Below are 24,930 nucleotides of genomic sequence, written 5' to 3' on the forward strand. Positions count from 1 at the left end.
TAGTTACTCATTTTCTTCTTGTAATTGCTCTAAACTTTTCTTTAACTTTTTTATCTCCAAATTTTTCTCTCGATTTCCTCTTTCAAACTTCTTATTTCCTCACCTTATATCTACTTCTCTATTTTACCTACAGGTAACTTCTTACCTGTATTAGGTTGTTAAAATTCCTCCTCTAAAGCTTTTTTTCACAGTTTATTTAATCCTTCAGCTAATCGTTTTAATCTCTAATCGCTCTTTGTCTAGCTTTGATGAAAGTTCTGCTAAGCGTTGTTTATAATCATCCTTTATGTTTTCGGTCATCTCTTTCACTTCTTTCTCTAGTACATTTAATTGAGCTTTAGCTTCTTTCAATTCTTTCCCATTCTCTCCTTAACTTCTTCACCTTTCTCTAACTTTTCCGTAGCTCTTTGTTAATCTTGTCTGTTGATTAGGCTCTCGTTTTTTTCTTCTTTTAGTTGACTCTTCAATTCTGCTATTCCAGCATTTCTATCCCTTTGACTTTGTTCTAGTATGCCTTCTCTCGTTTTAATCCCTTAATGTCTCAATCCTTCCTAGCTAATTCTTTTATCTTTTTTTTCCAATTCAGCTTTAAACTTTTTAACTTTCTTTTCCAAAATTTGCTTTTCCTTGATTAATCCATTTGTCCTCTCACCACTTTTCTCTGTTATTTTTCCATTATGGCCTTCTAACCCTTTATTTTCCCCTTCAAGATGCTTGTTCTTTTCTTCTAATCTTTTACTCTATTCTCTAATTCATTTCCCCTCGTTCATGCACTTCTCTGTTATTATATGAATCATTCTCATATATTTCATCTTCACTGCTAACCTCGCTATTAATGAAAAAAGAACTTCTGCGCGAAGAAAACGCGGACAGGCTTCCAGGAGAAAAGAATACTCACTGTTATTTTGTGTAGGCAATTGCGGTGATGTAGGTGATTTCATGTAAACGTTTCCTTCTTCGATATTTGCTAATCGTCTACACTCTGGCCCACGTCAGTAAAAGCTTTATACAGAGTTTTTCCACTAATAAAAACTTCTTTATTCTGTTCAACCAACTTTAATATTTCACTTTTTTTCCCTTCTGGTAATGGACTTTTGAACTTCGAAACACCAAACCCACCAGTAGCACTTTGGATACCACCAGATCCTACCTTCACAGTCATGCTACAATTTATGCTATTCCCTTCAGGATCCTTAGCCTGCCAGTTAATGGTCATCTTGCATGGACCAAGCCAGTAAAATCATAGTACCTCTCATTGCCTTTTTCTTGTACGCAGCTATTTGACTGTCTTTTCCTAAAAACATGTGATAAACCTAATCTTCATTGTTAGCTCTTAAAACATCACTGATTTTTATTAATTCTTCTTTATTTTCAAACCTAATGTTAAAGTTATTATCTTTTGTCGAATACGCTAAGAATTTTTGGCTTGGTAAGAATGTTTCAAATTTCTTATGTGTTTTATTTATTGATTTTTTAAATTCTCCTTTCCACTTTAAATTTACCTGTTCTGTAATATTCTCATCTTCTTTCTTGTACAAAAGATCAATAAAATGCTAGACTAAATTTTTTCTTTCTAGTTGCTCTATAGTGCCCTGAAGGCTGCTAGAAGATTGAATAAAACTTAAAATATTATTTTTCTTTCATTCATCTACATCTAAACTCTGACCCTCAATAGATATATTTTCATTTTCTTCCGACATAGACGAAATCTCTGTTCTCCTCTAGCATAATTTTACATTTCTAGAGAATATAGAAAATATTAATATCTTTAACTTAAAAATTAATTAATTACGAGAGTAAATAAAGAAGAAACTTGAGCGCTTGTCCATAATGCTATATAGTAGTTACTCTGAGCAGTATAGTATGGACAATACCATTATAAGAAAATATGATATTAGGGGCGTGGTAGGCAAAGATCTACAGATTAACGATGGATATGAAATAGGCAGAAAGTTTGGCCAGACTGTAGCTAATGTTTGTGTAGGCTATGACAGTAGAATAGATTCACCAAGTATAGAAAAAGAATTAATTAGGGGCTTAACTTTATCCGGAGCAAATGTTATACGCATTGGATTATGCTCTTCACCTATGCTCTACGCTGCAACGCAAATCACACAGGCAGACCTTGGCATTATAATAACCGCCTCCCACAACCCAAGCGACTATAATGGCTTTAAATTTTTCAGTAGTGAAAAAGTTTACTTAGATCAAGAAACAAAGGAAATTATAAGTAGTTCAATTAAAAACAGTACAAAAATTGGAAGTTTAATCAATGTAAATATATATAGCCAATACATTCGCGTATTAAAAAGTGCGGTAAAGAACAATTCTACACAAAAACTAAAGATAGCCTGGGATTGTGGAAATAGTCCAGCAAGTGGAATCTTAAGGTATATTGAAACAATCTTACCTGGCCATACACATATTATAATCAATAACTCTATAGATGGAGTATTTCCATTGCATAATCCAGATCCCATAGAAGAAAAAAATCTTGTTCAACTTATTGATATTGTAAAGCAAGACAAATGTGATCTTGGCATTGCACTCGATGGTGATAGTGATAGGGTACGCTTAATTGATAATAAAGGCAGTATTGTTTCTAATGATCATTTATTTATGATTTTTGTACGTGAAGTATTAGAGGAATGTCCACGCAGCAAAGTTATTGCCAATGTAAAAATGAGTATGAAAGTGCATGATTTCGTTAGCAAGTTAGGGGGGCAGGTGGTTACCTGTGCCACCGGGCACTCACTAGTTAAGAAAAAGATGGTAGAGGAAGGAGCAAAGTTTGCTGGTGAATTAAGTGGGCATTTTTTCTTCTCCGAGCTAGGTTTTGATGATGGACTATATTCTGCTATTAAGGCCATTGACATTTTACTTAAGCAAAGTCAGGGCCTATCTCAGATGATTGAGGATTTACCAAAGCTATATATCACCCATGAAGTGAAGATTGTGGTTAAAGATGAAAAAAAATTTCAAATAATTGAATTAATAAAGAAAACACTAGAGCAACAAAATATTGCATTTTCAGATCTTGATGGTATTAAAGTAACCGGCAACGATAATAAAGGATGGTGGCTCCTTAGGGTATCAAATACACAAAACTGCATTACAGCAAGGTGCGAAGGAGATACCTTGGAAGATTTTGAACTTACTAAAAAGGTCCTGTTTCGTTATATTGATAAAGCAAAGTCTTTAGATTGTAATCTTTCATAAAAACAAAATTAATTTACAAAATTAGCATAACTACTACCTTGAAATATATCAACATAAATGAAAAGAAAATCAGCAATGCACAAGACTGCTTTGAATCAGTAGTTGAAACTGGTTCATAGATCTTGTGCCTAGAATCACCACTAACCTAACTATAACATACACAATTAAAGCCATTGCAGCTTGAACATTTATAATCCCATCGTTCTAGTTCTTTATTACAATTCTTACACTTCCAGCACGGATCAGGCAAAGCTTCTGAGCCCATCTTGCTTAGCCAATAAATTGTCTGATCTTGCTCTTGTAACACAACCTTGAGCTGCACCATAATGAGGTAGATTGACATGTAATTAGCTTTTTTTATAGCAGTATTTAGATATTGACTTGCAAGATCGTATTTACCTGAACTAATTGAGGATGAAGCAAGTAAACAATAACTAAAATAATAATCGGGGCGTAAGTTATATAACCTCTCAGCACCTTCACTATTCAAACTGATGTAAATTTTAGCTGATTGAGGAGTAGGGTTTACTGTGTACTCCGCCTCTAGTACTGCAGAAGCTTTTCTGATCTTTCCAAGCCTAATATACAACTCTGCCTTTAAATAATTGATAGGTTGAAAAGTTACACAATAACTTTGTGCCCTAAATAAAGACTTCACAGCCTCTTTAAAATTTCCTTTACTTTCATATTGTTTTGCCAAAGCACAATAAAAAACTGCAAGCATCTTTTTACAATCAAAGGGAAGAAAAACATTGAACTTAATAGCTTCCTTTAATCTCGAAATTGCATTGACCCAATCTTCTTGCAGTGCACAGTGTTCTATCTGAAAGGGAATAGATAGAATTCTGTCATTAACTGAGCTAGAGCAATACTCTATGAATTTTTGAAAGATTATTCTTTCCTGTTTGAGATGAGCAATCAGCTTATTAGTTAAAAGCAGAGCTAAGTTACGATTTTTACTTGCAATATCTGTTAAACCATTACTGAAAAAGCTGTAATTCCCCGTCTTACCTGAGTTAAAAATCTTTATTAGAGATAACCTATCGGTTTCCTGATTTAGACTTTTAACTAGCTTATGAGCATCTTCTATATTACCTAAATCTATGCTAAAAAATGCCTCAAAAAGAAGCAGTTCTTCTCTGTCTCTTTTTCTATTTCTTATATTGGCAAATATTGACGAAATGGAAGAAAAAAAGCGCGTAAGTGTAACTGATAAAAACAATAAAGCTACACAAGCAAAAATAATAAAACATAGATCAGCACTTATAGTGTAACTCCCTAATTCTAACTTTACTACTTCACCACTCACCTTGGCCCATATACCAAATAAAAATGAGAGGGCAAAAATTATAAAATAAATCATGAGACATATTGTAATAAGTGATGATATATTATTGAAATATTCTTAGAAGCCACAATAAAACTATTCAATCTATTAAGCCATGGTTTGAATTCTGGGTTTATTAAACTGCCTACTGCAGCGGCCACACTTTGCCAATCATTATCGTTTACTAACTTTTCAATTTCTGCAAATTTTGTTCTTAACGGGTCATTTTTATCTCGTATTTTTACCCAGTTTGAAATGATTTTTTGAAACAGTGTACCTTTATTGTAGTTAATAATAGCAATAGTTTTTTCAAAAGATAAATTCAATTCACGTAAAGTATTTATCTCTTCTAAACTTTCTAATTCATTCACTGCATTCTCTATCTCTGGATCATCAAGCTCTGATATCAAAGGTTTCATTGAATTTATATAATTATCAAATTTTGCTTCTTGCAATAATGAATTTTTCATCTTAACTACAAGCAAAAGTAATTTTGCAAGATTCCTATACCTTGCACTACCATTACCTATCTGCTCACATTGAGTATGCAAACTTCTTTTGAAATCAAATATCTTTTTTTCTATTCTTGACTGATTAATTTCAAGCAACGCCCTAAGCTCATCTATCTTTCCGGTCAAAGCCTCTATATTGTTCTCACTCTCCTGTTGATTTACTTTTAAAAACACTATGTTATTTATTGTAATATAACTAGCAAATAATAACGCAATTAAGAACCAGCCTATGCATTTTTGCCAAGTACTATTCATAACGTAGTATCTCCGCAGGGTCTTGCGCAGCTGCCTGTAATGCAGGAGCAACTGTCGCTAGAAATGATAAGAATAATGCAAGTGCAGAAATATTTACTATGTCTTGAGGGACTAATATTACTGGTAAACTTGAAAAAAAGTATACCATAGGATCAAGTAGCTTAACGTTAGTAATGCTTTCTAAAAATACTCTAATATTTTCAATATTAAGAGAAAAAACAACACCTATAATACAACCAAGACAAGTTCCTGTAAACCCAATTAGTAATCCACAAATGCAAAATATGCGCATAATGCTCCCACTTGTTGCACCAAATGTGCGCATAATTGCAATCGCAGATTTTTTTTCTTGCACTATCATCATTAAATTCGAGACAATATTAAATGCCGCTACAATTATAATCAAAGTAAGAATTAAAAACATCACATTTCTTTCAGTCTCCAAAGCATTAAAATAGTGGCTCTGTTGTAATTGCCAACTTCTAGCTTCCATTCCCGTTTCTTTTTCTATAATATTTGCTAGCTCATTAGCCTTAGTAAGGTCACTCACAAATACTTCTATGTTTCTTGCACTATCTCTATAGTGAAAAAAAGCTTGTGCTGATTTTATGGGCATGTATATCAAGGTATTATCATACTCAAACATGCCCATATCAAATATCGCTATGACCTCATATTCTTTCATTCTCGGCACCTCACTAAGCAATGAATCAAACCCCTCAGATGATATAAGCACAATTTTATCTCCATAACCAACGTCCAATACTTCCGCTAAGCGTGCCCCTATTACTACTCCTTTATCAAATTTTCTCACATCACCTACAATTACACTGTTTTTAATAGTAGTATTATTAAGCAAATCTTTAGCTGACACACCCCGCACTACAGCACCAACAATTCTGCTATTTGCTGTAATGATAACTTGATCATTGGTCATAAGGGTTGCTTTTAATACACCTGGAATCTTCTTAACAGATTCTAATACTGTACGGTAATCTGAATTTATGTTTCTATCAAAATAAACATTGATATGGCCATCAATGCCAAGTATTGAGTCAAGCAACCTTGCTCTAAATCCGTTCATTACAGACATCACCACTATTAACGTTGCAACTCCAAGAGCAATACCTATAATAGAGAACAAAGTCATTGCAGAGCAAAATTTGGCATTCTTTGCTCGCAAATAGCGAACAGCCATAGTAATTTCAAAGACAATGGACATTACTTGAGATTAAATATTATATTTTTAAGATTCATATAATCGTAGACTTCCCCTTACTTAAAAACTAGGTCGCCTTTAATCTAGCAGGCTTATAGGGTATATCCAATACTTTAATATTATAATCTTCCATATACATCATCTAATCTAACTATATTATTATTAGACAAAAGCTCACCTACTTGAAATTCAACTATTTCAAGTGAAGCGCTTGTGCTTCTATTTTCAATCCTATGGAAAAATTTCCTTAGAATTTCTATCACATAATCTTCTATTATAGCATGTGTTTTATTGTATAAACTAACATATCCAATTACTGACAGTACTATATGGTACTCATCCCTACAGTGATGGAACTGCCTAGAAATGTAACTTAATGGATTTATAAAAAGGCATTTTACAAGAAAATTCTCGCACATTAAAATTACACTATAAAATCCCCATGGTTTAACTTCTTTTCTTATCGCTTTTCCTTCCTTAACTCTATAATAAACGATATTAGGCTCTCATCTGAAACATTTCGCTGTTTATAAAAGCCTTACCTAGCAAATTTTCTGCATCACTTTCTGTTGTCAAAATCGGTTCTTTTTCTCTAGTTACGTATTGGGATGATACTCTGGTTCTTTATCAAACTTCTTACTTAATCCTAAAACAGAACTCCAAGTTCCAACATCTATCTAATCAAAATTAGCTTCTATTATTGCAATATTTCTTGCTCTTTTCATCACCAAATAATCAATAGAAATGCCTTCAATTTCTACACAATCTCGTTGTTTTAAATACAGCAATCTCTCTTGTAGAGAGAAATGCTTTATACTTGCACAATACAATTATAAAAATGCAGAACATATTTTTTAGTCTCACCTATATAGCGTTTCGCTTTAAATACAAATATGCCAGAGTTCCAGTAATGATAATTACTTAGTTTATGCTCAGGCTTTTTTATGAAATCTTTTACTACATAATATTTCTCTTTCTGATCATACACTACATCGATATAGCCGTATTCAGGATTAAACTCATGAAGTTTCACCCTAGATGTAACCATAGAGTCAGTTCAGAGGCTAGCTGAGATGCTTTCTCAACAGAAGCATAAAAATTATTTAAATCGTCTATAAAATAGATTGAAGGTAGAATTAACATTGTCTCGTTTTTATCGTAAAGAAATGCTAAAATCAGTAGCACCACTGCAGTTCCAATTTTTACTAGCCCGAAAATCACTTTATATTCCTGCAGCACATTTAACTCTTCCATTACCAACGATTCACACTGCATACTTGTGGCAATTATGGGTAGCATATAATCACTTTTTAATTTCAACAAAGTGCTCTGAAACATAGTGCTACAGCTAAACATTTTATGAAACTGCCTTGGGTTAGATAAAGGCCAAAGTCTACTACCACTACCACCACATAGTATTACAGGGCGCATTTAGTAAAAAATAGCTAAATAATTAATAACTTATATTAAAGGTAAAATGTGTGCAAGCTTTTGTTGTAGAACAGTTAAGGTAGAAAGTAAATATTAACTTAAAGTAATAGCAAATCAATTATGGATTTGTGAAACACATTTATCTTGGTCTCGCTCTTCGTTCAATTTACTAACATAATCAATTTTTCTTTGTATTAGGGTTCTTGGCTGCGTTGTGTCTTGCTCTAAGTCTTTTTCTTGTTTCCCAGAATCAGTCATATTTTCATCACCTTTGCTCAATCTGCCTTCCAACTCTTCCTCAATAATCGACCTCTTAGCATCAAGTTCTTTCCATGTACCTGCAACCTCACGTTTAGGGTAATCTTTTTTCTTTAGCTCTGATCTTTTCCCATCTTTAATGACCGAATAATCATTCTTTGCTTCCTGCCAACATTCTTTCAATTGGTATTTCCACATAGTCCAGTAAGCATCACCATACTCTTCTTTATTTGCTACAAATGCACAGATCGGCAACTTTAGCAAGGTAGCCAACATATTTACTGAATTCTTTACTGCCACTGCAGGAGTAAATAAAAAAAAATAACCAAAAAATTTTGCGATTAGACTTTGTTTACCTATTAAATACTCTCCCAACTCCATAGGAATATAGGTCAGTAATTTAGCACAAATCTTAGCTAAGCCCGCAGCAAAAACAATAGGAACAGATATAATGCTCTTGCCTAGTTCTAGGTTATTACTTTGATCTCTAATTTCAAAAAAACTAGTGCTTAGTTTCTTATAATCACTAGTATATAATAATTCTCCATTTCTTTCTTTTTCATCAACAATTTCTTTGACTTCATTGCTTTTCTTATTTTTAGTTTTCTTAGTAGGCACAGAAGAATTGGTGAATTCAAATGAACATGTAGACTTCTTAGTTTTTTGAGCTTCAAAAACTGGCAAATATTTTTCAAGATCTATTTTTAAAAACCCAAATGGCTTATAAAAGCTATGATAATCATTATTATCACACTTACCCTTACTGACCTTGCCCTTATCAACTAAAAATTTAATGGTAAAATAAGACTTGTCACCAATTTCCATAATTTTAGTTAATTCAAAAATTGGCCACCCATCTTTATTTTTATTTCCATATAAAAGCCTATAGGTTGGATTTCTATCCTTATCTAGCACAGAATTTCCATGCATATCCTTATTTTCTATAACTTTACCAGATTCTACAACCTGATCATAATTTTTTGGATATCGGCATTTTCGCCCATCCTTATATATCATTACTTTTCTAAGGTCTTTGACATAAACTTGAGATTCGGATGGAGTAAACAGATCCTTTGTTTTCAGTACAAAATCCGTTCCTACTCTCTTTAACGCCTCTAACATACTGTTAAACCAAGATCACTATAAGCACTATAGTTCAATAATAAAACTAGCACATTAATAATACATTAACATAGAACTAGCAATTTTATAAGAAAACATGCTTATAAAAGAAAAAAATTGTAAAGGCAAGAACTATATAAGTGATGCTTGACAAATACTTTATACATGTAATTGTAAAAATCCTTAGAGGTATACTGTGTATATAATCTTCACACACTACCTGCATTCCAAGAACTGCGTGCCAAAAAATACAAAACAGCAATACAACAAAAAATAGAAGATCTAGGGGGTGATTAATAGCCTGAAATAATTTTTCATTAAAAGATAAAGAATTATTAGCATAAAATGCGTAAGAAAATGAATAGATAAACCAAGGAAGTAAAAATAGTAAAATTACCGCAGAAATACGATGAACCCACCAATAATGTACTGCATTTCCAGATTGATTCATATAAACACAAATAAAAAAGCCATAGTAGAAAGAATTAGCATTACTGTCAGTAGCATAGCACTTTTTAAAACATCAGTAATCTCTAAGTTAAATCCAGCATCCCATAATAAATGACGAATACCATTAAGAAAATGGTATGAAAAACTTATAAAGCATAGAATGCAAACTAATTTAGCAATAAAAGTAGACAATAATACGTTTAAGCATTTTACTATAAATAGTTCAGGAAAATAAACATGTAATGTAAAATACCAAGAAAGCATCACCAACAAAAGGAATAGTAAGATACCAGTTAATCTGTGCATAATAGAGAAGAAATTAGTAACTTGTACTTTATATATCTGTAAATGCGGAGAAAGGGGCCTATCAATCATAAAACTTCATTATCGGGAAATTAAAAAACAAAGTAAAAGTAAAGACAGCAGTATAGTACATAATAGCGCCACTATTAAAAGTGGTGAATCATGCACAAAGCCCAAGGAGGTAATCCAGCTGCAGATTCCCCTACTGCTACCTTGTTACGACTTCACCCCAGTCACTGATCCCACTTTAAATAACTCCCTCCTTACGGTTAGGTCATTAGCTTCGAGTGAAACCAATTCCCATGGCGTGACGGGCAGTGTGTACAAGACCCGAGAACGTATTCACCGTGGCATGCTGATCCACGATTACTAGCGATTCCAACTTCATGCACTCGAGTTGCAGAGTACAATCCGAACTGAGATGGCTTTTAAGGGATTAGCTTGGCCTCGCGACTTTGCAGCCCATTGTAGCCACCATTGTAGCACGTGTGTAGCCCACTCCATAAGGGCCATGATGACTTGACATCATCCCCACCTTCCTCCAGTTTATCACTAGCAGTTTCCTTAAAGTCCCCAGCATTACCTGATGGTAACTAAGGATGAGGGTTACGCTCGTTGCGGGACTTAACCCAACATCTCACGACACGAGCTGACGACAGCCATGCAACACCTGTGTGAAATTCGGCCGAACCGACCCTATTCCTTCGAATAGGAATAATTCCCATGTCAAGGAGTGGTAAGGTTTTTCGCGTTGCATCGAATTAAACCACATGCTCCACCGCTTGTGCGGGTCCCCGTCAATTCCTTTGAGTTTTAATCTTGCGATCGTAGTCCCCAGGCGGAATGTTTAACGCGTTAGCTGTAATACAGAAAGTAAACTTCCCATATTTAACATTCATCGTTTACAGCGTGGACTACCAGGGTATCTAATCCTGTTTGCTCCCCACGCCTTCGCGCCTCAGCGTCAGATTTGAACCAGATAGACGCCTTCGCCACTGGTGTTCCTCCTAATATTTACGAATATCACCTCTACACTAGGAATTCCTCTATCCTCTTTCAACCTCTAGATTAACAGTTTTAAAAGCAATTCCAAAGTTAAGCTTTGGGATTTCACTTTTAACTTACTAATCAGCCTACGCGCCCTTTACGCCCAATAATTCCGAATAACGCTAGCCCTCTCCGTATTACCGCGGCTGCTGGCACGGAGTTAGCCAGGACTTCTTCTGTGAGTACCGTCATTATCTTCCTCACTGAAAGAGCTTTACAACCCAAAGGCCTTCTTCACTCATGCGGCATGGCTGGATCAGGCTTTCGCCCATTGTCCAATATTCCCCACTGCTGCCTCCCGTAGGAGTCTGGACCGTATCTCAGTTCCAGTGTGGCTGATCATCCTCTCAGATCAGCTATAGATTACTGCCTTGGTAGGCCATTACCCTACCAACTAGCTAATCTAATATAGGCTCATCTAATAGCAATAAATCTTTCCCCCGTAGGGCGTATACGGTATTAGTTGCCGTTTCCAACAATTATTCCGTACTACTAGGTAGATTCCTATACATTACTCACCCGTCTGCTACTCAGTTATACTATAACTCGTTATAATATAACTCCGTTCAACTTGCATGTGTTAGGCCTGCCGCCAGCGTTCATTCTGAGCCAGGATCAAACTCTCAAATTTAGACTTTAACCTATAAAAGGTTAAGGGTATATCGGATAAATCCGATAAAAAATAATTTAGCTTATACTGCTGTCTTTATTTCTACTTTAGAAATATTTTAACTTCCAACTATTCAAACAACTTTGAAAACATTATCATGTGATACAATAACTATGTCAATATGTTTTTGCAAATTAAAAAGTATTAAGATACAAATACATATCTATTGAGGATACTACTATGAAAAAATACATCTTTTTACTTGCATTGGTGTTAATATTAGTAGGCATTACATTACACTTATTGCACAATATTGATAACACAAAACAATCTATAACCGCAGGTAATCAGTTTTATGAAATACTATTCTCCAAAAAAGATAATAAGCTACTAGAAGAAACAGATTCAAATTGGAAGCATTTAGCAAACTTTGAAGGTGCATTTAATCATATATCAAATTTAACATTAACAGATGCAGTATCTATTTATAGTAGTATGGCAGATAATAAAGATGTTCCTAATATTTTACGCGAGTTAGCACAATATTTAGAAATAATGAATTTACTTCACCTAAATGGTGAAAAAATAAATGAAAATAAAATTAACAATCTAGAATCAAGCATAGTATACCCCTATTCAAGCCAAGAAGCCATCGCTATAGTAAAGATACATAATAATGATATTAAAGGTGCGATCAAAATATTGCATTTACTATTAAACGATAGAAAATGTCCTACTCTAATAAAGGATAGAGCACAAGAATTACTCCGGATATATGGGAATTAAAATTCATTAGATTTTTTGTATAACCGTACGGTTTTTAGTAGCACACCTGGGCATTCAGTCATCACTTAGGTAGCTGATAGAAACGAAAAAAATTACTTGGCAAGCTTCGTCAGCTTCCTTACTATAGAATTAAAGCTATTTACCTTCACAATTTGTGCAGGTTAATGACAAAAAATCTAGGATATTTTGCATCTTATGTTTAATTTTTTGCACTATGTGCACGTACGTCTTTATAAAACTTCTAAGTTTTTACCTAATATGAGCCAAAATGTGCTTATAAAGAGTTCAAAACAGCAAAGAACTTTAAATCGACAAAGGAGAATTTGAATACTAGCTATCTTAGGTTTTTCTTGCCTTTTTCCTATTTAGTAAATTTCTTAAATATTTTAGCTAAAGCAACTTAAGAGCAGCAAGCGCTACAAAAAAACACCAATATTTAAAACAGTAACTATTTGCCTTTTCTCTGGGATATGCAAGAAGCCTATTCAAATTAAGGCTTAAAAAAAATTTAAGCACTGGCTAGCAACACAAATTTAGAGTACAAAATTTTTATTCCTTCTCAATAAAACATAAAAAGCCCCTTTACCACCATGTTTTTTTGTAGCTTGTTGATAGTATAGAATCATATGCCGAATTTTAGTATCATTCAACCACTTACTTAAATTATTCTTTATAGTATCCGCTTTACCTGTTCCATTACCTTGTCCTGTAATTATCAATAAACCTCTACTCTCTGTTTGATAATTTTTAATAATAAAATCTATCAATTTACAGTAAGCATCTTCTATATTATAACCATGAAGGTCTAGTCTATCGCTTATAAAATATTTACCCTTATTAACTTTTGATTTTGTGTTATAGTCAAGGCAAAATGATAAGCTAATATTGTTGGTACTGAGAAATTTTTCTTGTAAGTCAGAAGTACCTTTATTGACTATAGATTTTGTGCCCACTTTATGGTCAATTTTCAAAGTAACCTTCCCACATTCTATTGGCTTAACGTTTTTTTTCCAATCTAACTCATCGTCTGACATAAACGCATTAATTAAATTGTATAATTTTACAACAATATCTAAGCATAGTAAAATGCTGCTTGTTTTATGGAAACTCGACCTTTAATAATACGATGAAATCATTAAAACTTAATAAGAATTTTTGGTTGTATGGAAAACATACCTGCATGTTAGCACTGAAGAACAAAAATAGGCTATGTATAGAACTGTTGGTAACAGAAAATTCTTATAGAGAATATGAAAAAGAAATTAGACAATGTGTAGATAGTAAGGGTATCAAAGTTCAGCTAGTAAAGAACAAAATACTTAGTGAAGTTCTATCTAAAAGCGCTAATCACCAGGGAATTGCTTTAAAAGTTGCTCCTATTCTTCATAGCTTAAGTATCAAGGAAATAGCTGAAAGCTCGAGCGACAGCTCTACCATAGTCATTTTAGATCAAGTTACTGATACGCACAACATTGGGTCAATTTTAAGAACATCAGCTTGTTTTAATGTCGACGCATTGGTTTTACCATATAACCATTCACCAAGCGAAAATGCATCTATTGCAAAAGCGGCAAGTGGGACATTAGACATTGTCCCGCTAATACATGTCACAAATGTAGTAAAAACTATGGAATATTTAAAAAAAGTCGGTTACTGGTGTTATGGGTTTGATAGCAATGCTAAAGAGAACATAGATGAAATAAAGAGCTTTGGGAAAAAAATAGTAATCATTTTTGGTTCTGAAGGGAAAGGAATGCGGAGGTTAGTTAAAGAAAATTGTGATTATCTTTTAAAAATCCCAATGTCAAATGTAATTGATAGTTTAAACGTTTCAAATGCAGCAGCAATAGGATTATACTCTGTCTATACTAAAACATTGCATATTAATTATAATAAAAAGTGATTTTATGCTTGATAAAAGTGCAGTTTTGTATTACAATATATTATTATAAGGATGAAAGGAGTATATTATGTCTTATATGAAAAATGAGCAAGATATCCGCTCTCAAGGCGTTTACTATAGCGCTGGGCTTAGAAGTTATCTAACTAAAGTATATAATTATATGGCTTTAGCTTTAGGTATAACAGGGCTTATTGCATTTCTAACGGTGTTTTTTGATCTCTTTCAGGTAATTTATTCTAACCCCGTTCTTTCGATTGTGGTAATCCTATCTCCAATTGTACTAGTATTTTACATGTCTCATAGACTTCAATACCTAAGTGCTCAGTCCACAGTCACTGTATTTTTCCTGTTTTCAGTCCTAATGGGGCTCTCCCTATCTTATATCTTTATAGTTTATACTACAGAAAATATAGCAAGAGCATTCTTCATCACATCAATTATGTTTGGTTCTATGGCTTTATACGGCAATAGTACAAAAAAAGATTTAACTAGTATGGGTTCCTTTTTGATTATGGGAATCTGGGGGTTAATTATTGCATCCATAGTTAATTTATTTCTTGGAAGTAGTCCTCTCTACTTTGCAATATCGTTCATATCAGTAATAGTCTTTACCTTAATGACTGCATACGATGCTCAGAGAATTAAAGATGTTTATTATAGATATAATGATGGTTCAGAAGCTGTAACCACTAAGCTAGCTATATTTGGTGCAACTAATCTTTATTTTGATTTTATCAACGTATTCCTCAATTTACTCAGGTTACTTAACTTGTTCAACAATAGGGATTAGATGGTCCCCTCTGTAAGGAGAAGCAGTAAGAGTTCTATAGTTTTCTTTCTAATATCTTTAGTGATATTGATGCTGTGTTTTGCATACGCATCGGTACCACTATATAGCATCTTCTGTAAAGCTACTGGGTACGGCGGTACAACAAGAAAAGTAACCAGTGCGACAACTAACATAGCTAACCAAAAAATTAGAGTTCATTTCAATGCTGATGTAATGCTAGATTTACCATGGAAATTCAATTCAGAAACTAATTATATCGATACAAACATAGGGGAACAAAGTTTAACTTTTTATTACGTAGAAAATCTATCTGATCAGCCCTTGCTTGGAATGGCAGTGTATAACGTTACACCTTTCAAAGCAGGTAAGTATTTCAATAAAGTTGCATGCTTTTGTTTTGAAGAGCAAATATTGCTACCCAAACAAAAAGTAGCTATGCCTGTATCCTTCTACATAGATCCTAACATAATGCTTGATGATAGCACAAAAGATTTAAGTGAAATAACACTATCATATACATTTTTTAAGCTTAAACAGTAGGGAAAGTGAGTTTCTTACTTAAAAAACCACAAATCTCTTATTTCAAAATGTGTGCGTAAATTGTGAACGCATAATCGATAAAAATTATGATCTGTGTAGCGAGTGCAATAAAAAAATTAACTTTTTAACTAAACATTACTGCAACGTTTGCAGTACAGCAATTTCAGACAACATTTATATGTGTGGTAAGTGCATCACTAATCTCTCACCGTTTAAAGTGTTAAAATCAGTTTGTGCTTATGATCAACACAGTAAAAATATGATCATAAATCTTAATTTTTAAGAATTTAAATTATGCAAAAGTCTATATGAAGTGGATATGTCAAGCTAACAAGGATATACTTCGCTTGCAAAGGAATTAAGTAAGTTATCCAACTTGTCTTATACACCACTTTTGCAATAAAACGTCCTCGCCATACCACACTTCAAGCTAGTCTTTGACTTAAATAGCGTAAAAAATTTAGAAAAGGCTTTTAAAACAAGTAATAACAAAATTATCAAAAATAAAATCGTGATATTGGCTGATGATATGGTAACAACTGGAGCACCTGTAAGGTCCTGTTCTCAAGAAATCTCAAATTCTAGTGCAAGGGAGTAAGAGTGTTGTCACCTGCAAAAACGGTGAATGATTAGGCCTCTTACGTAACTACATAAAAAATTAGCAGTCCACTCTTCGGTGTTATCCCAGTGCTTGATACTGGAATCTATTTTTTCTGGACTTAGCGTCACACGCTGGAATGACAGGAGGCAACGCAAGAAGCCCATTTGAAAATCAGTATGTTAAAATTTGATTTTTAATAACCTCAACATCACTAAATTCAAAAGTTTTGTTCCCTATAATTTGAAATTTTTCATGCCCCTTTCCTGCAACAAGCAGAACCATATTCTCGTCATAGGCAATATTTATACCTTTCTTTATAGCTTCTCTTCTATCCCCCACCTCTAGTGCATTGGGACAACATAGTAAAATATCGTAACGAATTTTTGCTGGATCTTCATCACGCGGATTATCATCTGTAACTATCACCTTGTCTGCATACATCTTCGCCATTTTACCCATTTTTGCACGTTTTGCCTGATCACGGTTTCCACCACAACCGAAAACCAGAACTACTTTTTTACTGAAGTGCCATTTTAAAGACAACAGAGCCTGTTTAAGTGCACTTGGAGTGTGAGCGTAATCCACGAATGCAAAAGGTTTAACTTTTTCCATCCTTCCCGGTAAAGAAACAAATTTATCTATACATATCCTCTGATAATCCAGCTTAGATGCAATAACTATACCGATTGCACACAGCAAATTATATGCTTGAAACTGCCCTAAAACTGGATAAAACATACCGTAAACCTCATCACCAATTTTAATCGTAAGGTGTTGACCATCGGGAGTGGGAATCTGCCTTAATAAAGTAATGTCAGAGCCTGTTTTTCCATATGTTATAACTTTGTTGCTACGTTTTTCAGCTATCTTAAGCAATGCATAGTATTCATCTATATCCGAATTTAATACTACCGTTTTTCCTTCTGGTAATACCTCGTAAAATAACCTTTTCTTAGCCTCGAAATATTCATTCACGTCTTTATGATAATCTAAATGATCTTGCGAGAAATTAGTAAAAGCTGCAGCATTTAATTCTAATCCATGGATTCTATACTGATCAATTCCATGGCTCGAAGCCTCCAATGCTAAATGTTCTATATTTTTACTATTTACATCACGCAGTGTAAAATAAAGGTCATCCGCATCTGGAGTAGTAAGATTACTGTTATTATCTTTTCTTTCATTATTAACACATGTTCCAAGCGTTCCCACAGATGCTGCATTACAACCTGCATTTTGCCAGATTTGACGGCAAAATTCTACCACTGAAGTCTTGCCATTCGTACCTGTTACAGCAGCAACACATTTGAGCTGCTTAAATTGATAAAACCTGCTAACTATTTTACCATATATCTCTCGAGGGTTTGGGTAGAAGATATAGATTTCAGCACCCTGCGCTGGGATTGCACTAAAGCTTGCTATTATTGCTGAAGCTTTTATGCCGCCTACACATCTCTCACCTTCCTCTGACACACAAACAAAAAGATAATCCTCTTTGACTTTCTTCGGATTACATGTAACACCCTTAATTTCAATGTTAAAATCAACAGTACAGTTGCCTAGTGTTATTCCAGTGTGTAACGCTAATTGTTGGATTCCAGTGCCAAGCACCGGAATGACAGAAAAATGGCCAATATCATGCAGTAATTCTCTTAGTATCATGTCCTACTTCATCAGCTTGAAAGCCCAAACATGGCAACCGTGCTAGTGCAGCATTCAAATCAGAAATTAAATCTTCAGGGTCTTCTAGTCCACAAAATATTCTTATGAAACTTCCACTATAATCTGAACTCATTACAGATCTTGACACAGATTTACGATCTATTGGCAATATCAAGCTATCACATCCTCCCCAAGAAGCACCAATACTAAAAATTTTCATATGATCAACCATACAGCTTAGTTCCTCACATGAATATTCTCTATCCAGTACTATACTGAATACGCCACTTGCCCCCTTGAAGTAACTTTTCCATAGTTCATGTTGAGGGTGAGAAGGAAGTGCTGGATATAAGACTTTTTTGATTTTTGAATGCTTTTCTAGCCACTTTGCTACTTTCATTGCTGTACTTTGATGCTTCCTCATGCGCGTGCCTAGTGTTCTTAGCCCTCGATGTGCAAGGTAACAGTCGTATGGTTGCACAGTAACTCCGTAATTCTTGCAGATCTCATAAAGCAATTTAAAAACTTCACCTTCAGCAATAATAGCTCCCATCAATAAATCTGAGTGACCGGCTATATATTTCGTAACCCCATACAACGCAACATCAATGCCATAATCAAGTGGCCTAAATAACAAAGGAGTAGCCCACGAATTGTCGCAAACAGTCACGATTTTATGTTCCTTAGCAATTTTTACTATATGTTCTATATTTGAAACCTCAAATGTTACAGAACCAGGAGTCTCAATCATTATTAATCTAGTATTACTCTGAATTAAACTAGCTATATCCTGTGTTGGATCATAGAAGGTTACCTCTACTCTTCTTTTTGGTAGCTCATTTTCGGCGAACCTCCTAAGTCGGTAATAGCTATTATCTTGAATTAAAACATGCGAACCTGCTCTAGCAAAAGTCAGAATAGCAAAAGTGAGTGCAAACAATCCGGAAGGATAGATTAATGCTTGTCCCCTACCCTCAATCTCAGCAAGTGCATTTGAAAAATAATGAACAGTGGGAGTACCAACACTGCCGTAGCTATAATCTCTTGCAATACCATCATTAACCACACCGTATATGTTTTTTCCATCTGCTGCATCTAAGTAGTCCTTGTAAGTAGGAAATAATATAGTAGAAGAATGATAAACTGGCGGGTTCATAGAACCTTTATAGTCCTCAAACTTTCTCCCCGCTTTAACTAATAAGGATTTCTCTTTCACGTTCTGTTATTTATTTTTTAAATTGTATTCGCTTTGTGTATATAAGTGAAGAGAAATTGCATGTATTAGCTCTATCTCACTCTTTAATAACTCATAAATCAACCTGTGCCTTTTGAGACTGTCCATTCCGGCAAAATTGTCAGATATTAGTACTAGCTTGATATGTGAAGGTAGCATTGAAGACGAAGAAAAATAATGATCTGCATGTTTTACGGACTCATCGATAATATCAACATCAATTACATCTATTGAACCACGTATTTTTTCTTCTATTGTCTTAATAATATCCATCCTGTCATTCAAATAGCTAATACTAGTTCTCTTTTCCTAAATTTTAGCACCACGCGCTGACAAAATACACTCTTATTTATTCTCTTCCTTATTATCTATGTCTTGATAATCAGAATCTACTACTTTTTCTTCCTCATTTGTTGTGGATGAACCAGCAGAGCTTTCTTTCCCCTGTTGCTGCTGAGATTCTTTATAAATAGTTTCTCCAAGCTTCATAGATAATTGAGAAAGATTAGTAATTTTCTGTTGTATTGAATCAACATCATCAATGTTATCAGACTTACTAGCCTCTTTTAATTCATTAACTGCATTTTCAATAGCAGATTTATCTTCTGGTGAAACTTTATCGCCATACTCTTTCAGAGACTTTTCCGTAGAATGAACTAAGCTATCTGCTTGGTTCTTCACTTCAACAAATTTTTTACGCTTCTCATCTTCTTGTGCCTTTTCCTCAGCCTCTCTTATCATGCGATTTATTTCACTCTCAGATAAACCACCTGAAGACTGAATACGTATTTTCTGCTCTTTTCCAGTAGCTTTATCTTTTGCAGAAACATGTACTATTCCATTTGCATCTATATCGAATGTCACTTCGATCTGAGGAATTCCACGAGGAGCAGGTGGTATACCCTCCAAACTAAATTGACCAAGCAACTTATTATCAACTGCCAATTTCCTTTCACCTTGATGCACTTTAATTGTCACAGCCGTTTGATTATCTTCTGCAGTTGAAAATACCTGAGATTTTTTAGTAGGAATAGTAGTATTACGCTCAATAAGTGGAGTGAACACCCCCCCTAAAGTTTCAATACCAAGAGAAAGCGGAGTTACATCAAGCAATAACACATCCCTTACATCACCTTGAACGATTCCTGCCTGTATTGCAGCACCAATTGCTACAACTTCATCAGGATTTACTCCTCTATGTGGATCCTTACCAAAGAATTCTTTAACTTTCTCTATTACCCTTGGCATACGAGTCATACCACCAACAAGCACCACTTCACCAATTTGGTTAGCGGATAAACCAGTATCCTCAAGAGCTTTTTTGCAAGGAGTCATAGTCCTTTCGATTAAATCATTTACTAAGCTCTCAAGTTTTGCCCTTGTTAATTTCATATTTAAGTGTTTTGGACCATTTGCATCAGCCGTAATAAATGGCAGATTTATTTCTGTTTCCATTGCACTTGATAATTCAATCTTCGCTTTTTCAGCAGCTTCTTTGATTCTTTGCATAGCCATTGGATCATTTTTTAGACCAATGCCATTACTTTTCTTAAATTCATCTAGTAAGTAACTTACTATTGCATTATCAAAGTCTTCACCTCCAAGATGGGTATCACCATTCGTAGCTTTTACTTCAAAAACTCCATCACCTATTTCAAGTATTGAAACATCAAATGTACCACCACCAAGGTCATATACCACTATTGTATGCCCATGCTTCTTATCAAGACCATAAGCAAGCGCCGCAGCAGTTGGTTCATTAACTATTCTAAGTACATTCAACCCGGCAATTTTTCCTGCATCTTTTGTTGCCTGACGTTGAGAATCGTTGAAGTATGCTGGCACTGTTATTACAGCATCTTTTACTTCTTCCCCAAGATAAGCCTCTGCTGCCTCTTTTAGATTTTGTAGTATAAAAGCACCAATTTGACTAGGGGAGTATTCTTTACCATCTGTTGTTTTAATCCATGCATCACCATTTTTTGCTGCAAACACTTTATACGGCACATTCAGATCTTTCATTTCAGGATCACCATACTGACGGCCTATTAATCTTTTAGTAGCAAAAAAAGTATTACTTGCATTGGTGGTTGCTTGCCTTTTTGCTGGAGCGCCAATTAATCTCTCCCCTGATGAAGTAAATGCAACTACAGATGGAGTAGTTCTTGCTCCTTCTTTATTCTCTATTATCTTGCCTTGTATCGCAACACAAGAATTTGTTGTTCCAAGATCTATACCTATTGCTCTTCCCATAATGAATACTCCCTTATAAATGTTATCTGATATAAGGATATATAAGTATAGGACTCGTCAATTACAAGTCTCTTTTAGGATCTCCAGTTAGCTATTAGAGTTCAAAATGCGTGAAAGCCACTTAGTTAACCAAAAACTGCCTTGTAACTTCTCTGAATTATCAGCCCTTTCATTACTGCTGCTTTCAATTTTGTAACCAGAGTTTTGTAATGGCTTACAATCACTTAAGTTAACTTCATCCCCTCGTTTTAAAACGAACGTATCTACACTCAAACTGCTATCAGCACTAACATTCAACTTAATATTAAACTCTTTTTCAATTGTAGAAACTGTGCCACGTTTGTTATTAAAAATATGTGCTATAATTGCACCATGAGCTACCAAATCAAATGACCTATTTCGATTTCTACTAGCAATGTGCTGCAAGTCTCTCAATATTGATGCAACAATCACCTCATTTGACTTCACCTTCCCAATCCCTTTACAGTGCAAGCACTCTGTAGTGTTAATTTCCTGTATGCTTGGTTTAATCCTTTGCCTTGAAAATACCATTAAACCAAAGTCATTTATGTAGCTAAATTGAACTCTAGCTTTATCATCCTTAAACGCCTGCCTAATAGCAGACTCAACAGCTCTACAATATTGATACCTTAACATGTCAATAAAATCTACTACTATTAATCCCGACAAGCCTCTTAAATTCACCTGTCTTGATATTTCAGGTACTGCTTCCATATTAGTTCTATAAGCTGTCTCCTCTATACTATCCTCTCCCGTCATCTTTCCTGAATTTACATCTATTGAAACAAACGCCTCAGTTAAAGTTATTATCAAAGATCCACCAGACGGCAGTTTTACCCTATTGCTGTATAACTCAGAAATTTGATCTTCGACTCCGTAGTAAGTAAAGATTGGAATAAAACCTCTATACAACCTATAACGTAACTTACTACCTTTTAATGCATTTCTAGCATATTGTCTTACCGTTTCAAAAGCTTCCTTTCCAGATACTATAACTTCCATACCATTGCTACAAAAATCACGAATAGACCTCATAATTAGGTCTGCTTCATTATAAATCAATGATGGAACATTTATAGAGGAAGCATTTTTTTGAATATTCTGCCACAATGAAGATAAATAATTGTAATCCTGCTCAATTTCCTTTTTACTTTTCCCTGAACCAATGGTTCTTATTATCAAACCTGACCTTTTTGGCAAGTCCATTGAACTTAATATATCCTTTAACTGCTTTCTGACATTAACATCTTCAATTCTGCGTGACACTCCACCTTTACTCATGGAATTAGGCATAAAAACACAGTACCTTCCTACTAAAGTTATGTACGTTGTAAACGAAGCTCCCTTGTTGCCTCGCTCTTCCTTAGTTAGTTGAACTAATAGCCTTTGATTTACTGAAATAACATCTTGCAACTTATATCTCTTATATAAAGACACTTCTCTTACAAAACCATTACCGGATTCGTTAACATTCTTATTAGTTAAGGAATCTGAAGAAATATTTGCTGAGGCATTGCCATTTTCCTCTGTACAATCATCATTCAGGCAACCCTCAAAGAAAGTTTCTTTCTCCTTTTCTGGAATATTGAAATAATCTGGAGATATTTCAGAAAAAGACAAAAAACCTTGCTTATTTTTTCCATATTCAATAAACACAGCTTGCAAAGAAGGCTCTACACGTTTTACACAAGCAATATATATATTACCTCTTAATTGTTTTTTTTCTTTGAATTCTTGTTCAAATTCCACAACTCTATTGTCAGCTGATAAAGCAACTCTTACCTCATCAGAACAGATAGAATTTTCTATTAATAGTAACCTCTTACCACTATTTGCCACTTATTTACCGTTTGCCTTGCGTTCTCAAATTAATTTTATGTTACTTAACGTACTGCCGATTGTCAAGAATTTGCAATCTACATTGTTCTAAGGCACAAAGTGATTGACTTTTAGCGCTTTACGTAATAAACTCACACAGGATTTATATTATTATATTAAGTATGGCAAAAAAAAATGCTTCTTTGCTTGTGAAGTTAGTTAGCAGCGCAACAAAAATAACAAGTACAGGTGAAGAAAAGTCAACAGGTTACTTTTACGTAAAAAAGCGCAATCCAAAAAAGCTTACTAGAAAACTGGAGTTTAGAAAGTATGATCCAGTAGTCAGAAGGCACGTATTATTTAAAGAAGAAAAATTAAAGTAATTTTTTCATAAGGAAGTTGTTATCATGCAAAATTCACAATTAAATTATCCTATAACAATAGAGTTGGATGATATAAAAGATACAAAACTGAAATTAATAAAGATTGTTGCACGGTTAATAAATAAGAGGTACAGAACACAGAAAAAAGCAGCAATTGCCCTAAAGATCGACCAACCTAAAGTATCTCAAATTAATAAGTCAAAAATTGAAGGGTTCTCTTTAGAATACTTGCTTAACTTATTAGTTGCATTGGATCAAGATATAAATATGAAAATAAAACATAATTCTCAGCATAACATACAATAAGGCTATACTCATTTTAATTTACAGCGTATGCTGTAATATTATCCACAAAAACTTCAACTGCAAACAATTTAGGGCACATTTCATTTTTTGAACATGGACAAGTACCGCTTCTTCATACTTTTCTTACGAAGAATCTGTCCAGCGTAAAACAGATACATAGACTATATAACATAAAGAGCTACACAGAAGTTACTTAGTTATAGGACCACATATACAAAAAGATTCAGAAAAAATGCAGCGTGCATTGGGTGGAAATGCATGTACACTTGCATATCACTTGCAAAAATACGCTACATTTTTCACTAAAATTTGGTTATTTAAGCCTGTAAACGAAAATAGATCTCAGATCCTAAAACACCTTCCTTGTCAGGGGAATAGAGCTATAAAAATGTGTCAAGCAATTTTTTTTGTTGCGCTGTTTTATCTTTTTCAAAATGCTATATATAGTTGTTTTTGATATTCCATTCACTTTAGCTATTTCCATAATATTTAAAGTTTTTAGCTACTCACATATAATTTGTCATTTTACAGGTAGTTTAGAAACTGTATCTTATATATCAATTTGGGTTATTATTCCAATTTCAGAAAAGTATTTCTTACCAACTATGTTATCCAAAGCAGCGGAATTTATAAATAAAATACAGCTTCACCACCACGCTTCACTCATAAACATTTGCTTATTAGATTAATAGCACAACATTCAGTAACTCGGCTTACGAAAGTTGCAAAATAACTCCTATCTTCTTTATACCTATCGATTGAAGGCCAAATACTATAAAAAATCCCTTGTTCAATATCATTAAGGCTATCATGAGTGAAATAACTGGAGCATTTCAGGCACTTTGCACGATATTTCACTTTTTAACAATTATAGGATCTA

The 24,930-nt window shown here is 34.1% G+C and carries 27 protein-coding genes and 1 rRNA gene; 8 read left to right on the forward strand and 20 right to left on the reverse strand.

Features of this window, described 5'->3' with window-relative positions; genetic code table 11:
* Nucleotides 1-204: 204 nt before the first annotated feature.
* From WBM_RS05775 to WBM_RS05095, 4 genes are all read right to left on the reverse strand, one after another.
* Nucleotides 205-351, reverse strand: coding sequence for a hypothetical protein (locus WBM_RS05775; protein ID WP_158676334.1), 147 nt, complete (start codon nucleotides 349-351; stop codon nucleotides 205-207).
* A 401-nt stretch (nucleotides 352-752) separates the two neighbouring features.
* On the reverse strand, nucleotides 753-941 hold the full coding sequence (locus tag WBM_RS05780; RefSeq protein ID WP_011256675.1) for a hypothetical protein: 189 nt from the start codon (nucleotides 939-941) through the stop codon (nucleotides 753-755).
* A 26-nt stretch (nucleotides 942-967) separates the two neighbouring features.
* Nucleotides 968-1,216, reverse strand: a complete 249-nt coding sequence (locus WBM_RS05090; RefSeq protein ID WP_011256676.1) for a hypothetical protein — start codon at nucleotides 1,214-1,216, stop codon at nucleotides 968-970.
* Between the two features lie 97 nt (nucleotides 1,217-1,313).
* Nucleotides 1,314-1,538 (reverse strand): hypothetical protein, encoded by a 225-nt coding sequence (locus tag WBM_RS05095; RefSeq protein WP_011256677.1) that lies wholly within the window; start codon nucleotides 1,536-1,538, stop codon nucleotides 1,314-1,316.
* Between the two features lie 325 nt (nucleotides 1,539-1,863).
* On the opposite strand from WBM_RS05095, the gene WBM_RS02845 reads away from it, so the two are divergent.
* Nucleotides 1,864-3,219 carry a phosphomannomutase/phosphoglucomutase gene (locus WBM_RS02845; RefSeq protein WP_011256678.1) on the forward strand — a complete coding sequence of 452 codons (1,356 nt, stop codon included), beginning with the start codon at nucleotides 1,864-1,866 and terminating at the stop codon, nucleotides 3,217-3,219.
* 145 nt (nucleotides 3,220-3,364) lie between these two features.
* Here the strand turns inward: WBM_RS02845 and WBM_RS02850 are convergent, their stop codons facing one another.
* From WBM_RS02850 to WBM_RS02885, 10 genes are all read right to left on the reverse strand, one after another.
* On the reverse strand, nucleotides 3,365-4,582 hold the full coding sequence (locus WBM_RS02850; protein WP_041571468.1) for a hypothetical protein: 1,218 nt from the start codon (nucleotides 4,580-4,582) through the stop codon (nucleotides 3,365-3,367).
* A complete protein-coding gene (locus WBM_RS02855) occupies nucleotides 4,579-5,313 on the reverse strand; it encodes a hypothetical protein (protein ID WP_011256680.1) in 735 nt (244 codons plus the stop codon). Before WBM_RS02855 ends, WBM_RS02850 begins: the two co-directional genes overlap by 4 nt.
* Nucleotides 5,306-6,535, reverse strand: coding sequence for a lipoprotein-releasing ABC transporter permease subunit (locus WBM_RS02860; protein WP_041571469.1), 1,230 nt, complete (start codon nucleotides 6,533-6,535; stop codon nucleotides 5,306-5,308). The genes WBM_RS02855 and WBM_RS02860 overlap by 8 nt, the downstream gene beginning before the upstream one ends.
* A 116-nt stretch (nucleotides 6,536-6,651) precedes the next feature.
* Nucleotides 6,652-6,951: a hypothetical protein gene (locus WBM_RS06380; RefSeq protein WP_233417504.1), complete on the reverse strand. Its 300-nt coding sequence runs from the start codon at nucleotides 6,949-6,951 to the stop codon at nucleotides 6,652-6,654.
* A gap of 392 nt (nucleotides 6,952-7,343) precedes the next feature.
* Nucleotides 7,344-7,580 carry a hypothetical protein gene (locus tag WBM_RS06385; RefSeq protein WP_225416092.1) on the reverse strand — a complete coding sequence of 79 codons (237 nt, stop codon included), beginning with the start codon at nucleotides 7,578-7,580 and terminating at the stop codon, nucleotides 7,344-7,346.
* Nucleotides 7,562-7,963, reverse strand: a complete 402-nt coding sequence (locus WBM_RS06390; protein ID WP_225416093.1) for a sugar phosphate nucleotidyltransferase — start codon at nucleotides 7,961-7,963, stop codon at nucleotides 7,562-7,564. Before WBM_RS06390 ends, WBM_RS06385 begins: the two co-directional genes overlap by 19 nt.
* Before the next feature lie 114 nt (nucleotides 7,964-8,077).
* Nucleotides 8,078-9,343: a hypothetical protein gene (locus tag WBM_RS02870; RefSeq protein WP_011256682.1), complete on the reverse strand. Its 1,266-nt coding sequence runs from the start codon at nucleotides 9,341-9,343 to the stop codon at nucleotides 8,078-8,080.
* Nucleotides 9,344-9,428: 85 nt separating this feature from the next.
* Entirely contained in the window at nucleotides 9,429-9,794 is a 366-nt protein-coding gene (sdhD, locus tag WBM_RS02875; protein WP_011256683.1) for a succinate dehydrogenase, hydrophobic membrane anchor protein, read from the reverse strand.
* The gene (gene sdhC, locus WBM_RS02880; protein WP_011256684.1) at nucleotides 9,791-10,168 is read right to left on the reverse strand and encodes a succinate dehydrogenase, cytochrome b556 subunit; all 378 of its coding nucleotides are present in this window, start codon (nucleotides 10,166-10,168) and stop codon (nucleotides 9,791-9,793) included. The genes sdhD and sdhC overlap by 4 nt, the downstream gene beginning before the upstream one ends.
* Nucleotides 10,169-10,270: 102 nt before the next feature.
* A 16S ribosomal RNA gene (locus tag WBM_RS02885) occupies nucleotides 10,271-11,774 on the reverse strand.
* Between the two features lie 219 nt (nucleotides 11,775-11,993).
* Here WBM_RS02885 and WBM_RS02890 point away from each other — a divergent pair.
* Nucleotides 11,994-12,539 carry a hypothetical protein gene (locus WBM_RS02890; protein WP_011256685.1) on the forward strand — a complete coding sequence of 182 codons (546 nt, stop codon included), beginning with the start codon at nucleotides 11,994-11,996 and terminating at the stop codon, nucleotides 12,537-12,539.
* 533 nt (nucleotides 12,540-13,072) lie between these two features.
* Here WBM_RS02890 and WBM_RS02895 read toward each other — a convergent pair.
* Complete coding sequence (locus WBM_RS02895) at nucleotides 13,073-13,573, reverse strand: Smr/MutS family protein (RefSeq protein WP_011256686.1); 501 nt, start codon at nucleotides 13,571-13,573, stop codon at nucleotides 13,073-13,075.
* Between the two features lie 92 nt (nucleotides 13,574-13,665).
* Between WBM_RS02895 and rlmB the strand changes: the two genes are divergently transcribed.
* From rlmB to WBM_RS06395, 4 genes are all read left to right on the forward strand, one after another.
* The gene (gene rlmB / locus WBM_RS02900) at nucleotides 13,666-14,442 is read left to right on the forward strand and encodes a 23S rRNA (guanosine(2251)-2'-O)-methyltransferase RlmB (RefSeq protein WP_011256687.1); all 777 of its coding nucleotides are present in this window, start codon (nucleotides 13,666-13,668) and stop codon (nucleotides 14,440-14,442) included.
* 67 nt (nucleotides 14,443-14,509) lie between these two features.
* Entirely contained in the window at nucleotides 14,510-15,232 is a 723-nt protein-coding gene (locus tag WBM_RS02905) for a Bax inhibitor-1/YccA family protein (protein WP_011256688.1), read from the forward strand.
* The gene (locus WBM_RS02910; RefSeq protein WP_011256689.1) at nucleotides 15,233-15,772 is read left to right on the forward strand and encodes a cytochrome c oxidase assembly protein; all 540 of its coding nucleotides are present in this window, start codon (nucleotides 15,233-15,235) and stop codon (nucleotides 15,770-15,772) included.
* A 49-nt stretch (nucleotides 15,773-15,821) separates the two neighbouring features.
* A complete protein-coding gene (locus tag WBM_RS06395) occupies nucleotides 15,822-16,055 on the forward strand; it encodes a double zinc ribbon domain-containing protein (RefSeq protein WP_225416094.1) in 234 nt (77 codons plus the stop codon).
* A 489-nt stretch (nucleotides 16,056-16,544) separates the two neighbouring features.
* Here WBM_RS06395 and WBM_RS02915 read toward each other — a convergent pair whose 3' ends face one another.
* From WBM_RS02915 to WBM_RS02935, 5 genes are all read right to left on the reverse strand, one after another.
* Complete coding sequence (locus WBM_RS02915) at nucleotides 16,545-18,035, reverse strand: Mur ligase family protein (RefSeq protein ID WP_011256690.1); 1,491 nt, start codon at nucleotides 18,033-18,035, stop codon at nucleotides 16,545-16,547.
* The gene (gene metC / locus WBM_RS02920) at nucleotides 18,010-19,251 is read right to left on the reverse strand and encodes a cystathionine beta-lyase (RefSeq protein WP_011256691.1); all 1,242 of its coding nucleotides are present in this window, start codon (nucleotides 19,249-19,251) and stop codon (nucleotides 18,010-18,012) included. Before metC ends, WBM_RS02915 begins: the two co-directional genes overlap by 26 nt.
* A 6-nt stretch (nucleotides 19,252-19,257) precedes the next feature.
* On the reverse strand, nucleotides 19,258-19,542 hold the full coding sequence (locus WBM_RS02925) for a BolA family protein (protein ID WP_011256692.1): 285 nt from the start codon (nucleotides 19,540-19,542) through the stop codon (nucleotides 19,258-19,260).
* Nucleotides 19,543-19,614: 72 nt separating this feature from the next.
* The gene (gene dnaK, locus WBM_RS02930) at nucleotides 19,615-21,522 is read right to left on the reverse strand and encodes a molecular chaperone DnaK (protein ID WP_011256693.1); all 1,908 of its coding nucleotides are present in this window, start codon (nucleotides 21,520-21,522) and stop codon (nucleotides 19,615-19,617) included.
* 87 nt (nucleotides 21,523-21,609) lie between these two features.
* Complete coding sequence (locus WBM_RS02935) at nucleotides 21,610-23,382, reverse strand: Rne/Rng family ribonuclease (RefSeq protein WP_011256694.1); 1,773 nt, start codon at nucleotides 23,380-23,382, stop codon at nucleotides 21,610-21,612.
* A gap of 161 nt (nucleotides 23,383-23,543) precedes the next feature.
* Here WBM_RS02935 and rpmG point away from each other — a divergent pair, with 161 nt between their 5' ends.
* Together rpmG and WBM_RS02945 are read left to right on the forward strand one after the other, a co-directional pair.
* Complete coding sequence (gene rpmG, locus WBM_RS02940) at nucleotides 23,544-23,744, forward strand: 50S ribosomal protein L33 (protein WP_011256695.1); 201 nt, start codon at nucleotides 23,544-23,546, stop codon at nucleotides 23,742-23,744.
* A 24-nt stretch (nucleotides 23,745-23,768) separates the two neighbouring features.
* The gene (locus WBM_RS02945) at nucleotides 23,769-24,050 is read left to right on the forward strand and encodes an XRE family transcriptional regulator (RefSeq protein ID WP_011256696.1); all 282 of its coding nucleotides are present in this window, start codon (nucleotides 23,769-23,771) and stop codon (nucleotides 24,048-24,050) included.
* The last annotated feature ends 880 nt before the right edge of the window (nucleotides 24,051-24,930 follow it).

Source organism: Wolbachia endosymbiont strain TRS of Brugia malayi, from assembly GCF_000008385.1.
GTDB lineage: Bacteria > Pseudomonadota > Alphaproteobacteria > Rickettsiales > Anaplasmataceae > Wolbachia.

Coding starts and splice junctions, on each gene's coding strand:
- WBM_RS05780 (WP_011256675.1), bottom strand. CDS start 941: ATGAAATCACCTACATCACCGCAATTGCCTACACAAAATAACAGTGAG.
- WBM_RS05090 (WP_011256676.1), bottom strand. CDS start 1,216: ATGACCATTAACTGGCAGGCTAAGGATCCTGAAGGGAATAGCATAAAT.
- WBM_RS02845 (WP_011256678.1), top strand. CDS start 1,864: ATGGACAATACCATTATAAGAAAATATGATATTAGGGGCGTGGTAGGC.
- WBM_RS02850 (WP_041571468.1), bottom strand. CDS start 4,582: ATGATTTATTTTATAATTTTTGCCCTCTCATTTTTATTTGGTATATGG.
- WBM_RS02855 (WP_011256680.1), bottom strand. CDS start 5,313: ATGAATAGTACTTGGCAAAAATGCATAGGCTGGTTCTTAATTGCGTTA.
- WBM_RS02860 (WP_041571469.1), bottom strand. CDS start 6,535: ATGTCCATTGTCTTTGAAATTACTATGGCTGTTCGCTATTTGCGAGCA.
- WBM_RS06380 (WP_233417504.1), bottom strand. CDS start 6,951: ATGTGCGAGAATTTTCTTGTAAAATGCCTTTTTATAAATCCATTAAGT.
- WBM_RS06385 (WP_225416092.1), bottom strand. CDS start 7,580: ATGGTTACATCTAGGGTGAAACTTCATGAGTTTAATCCTGAATACGGC.
- WBM_RS06390 (WP_225416093.1), bottom strand. CDS start 7,963: ATGCGCCCTGTAATACTATGTGGTGGTAGTGGTAGTAGACTTTGGCCT.
- WBM_RS02870 (WP_011256682.1), bottom strand. CDS start 9,343: ATGTTAGAGGCGTTAAAGAGAGTAGGAACGGATTTTGTACTGAAAACA.
- sdhD (WP_011256683.1), bottom strand. CDS start 9,794: ATGAATCAATCTGGAAATGCAGTACATTATTGGTGGGTTCATCGTATT.
- sdhC (WP_011256684.1), bottom strand. CDS start 10,168: ATGATTGATAGGCCCCTTTCTCCGCATTTACAGATATATAAAGTACAA.
- WBM_RS02890 (WP_011256685.1), top strand. CDS start 11,994: ATGAAAAAATACATCTTTTTACTTGCATTGGTGTTAATATTAGTAGGC.
- WBM_RS02895 (WP_011256686.1), bottom strand. CDS start 13,573: ATGTCAGACGATGAGTTAGATTGGAAAAAAAACGTTAAGCCAATAGAA.
- rlmB (WP_011256687.1), top strand. CDS start 13,666: ATGAAATCATTAAAACTTAATAAGAATTTTTGGTTGTATGGAAAACAT.
- WBM_RS02905 (WP_011256688.1), top strand. CDS start 14,510: ATGTCTTATATGAAAAATGAGCAAGATATCCGCTCTCAAGGCGTTTAC.
- WBM_RS02910 (WP_011256689.1), top strand. CDS start 15,233: ATGGTCCCCTCTGTAAGGAGAAGCAGTAAGAGTTCTATAGTTTTCTTT.
- WBM_RS02915 (WP_011256690.1), bottom strand. CDS start 18,035: ATGATACTAAGAGAATTACTGCATGATATTGGCCATTTTTCTGTCATT.
- WBM_RS02925 (WP_011256692.1), bottom strand. CDS start 19,542: ATGGATATTATTAAGACAATAGAAGAAAAAATACGTGGTTCAATAGAT.
- dnaK (WP_011256693.1), bottom strand. CDS start 21,522: ATGGGAAGAGCAATAGGTATAGATCTTGGAACAACAAATTCTTGTGTT.
- rpmG (WP_011256695.1), top strand. CDS start 23,544: ATGGCAAAAAAAAATGCTTCTTTGCTTGTGAAGTTAGTTAGCAGCGCA.
- WBM_RS02945 (WP_011256696.1), top strand. CDS start 23,769: ATGCAAAATTCACAATTAAATTATCCTATAACAATAGAGTTGGATGAT.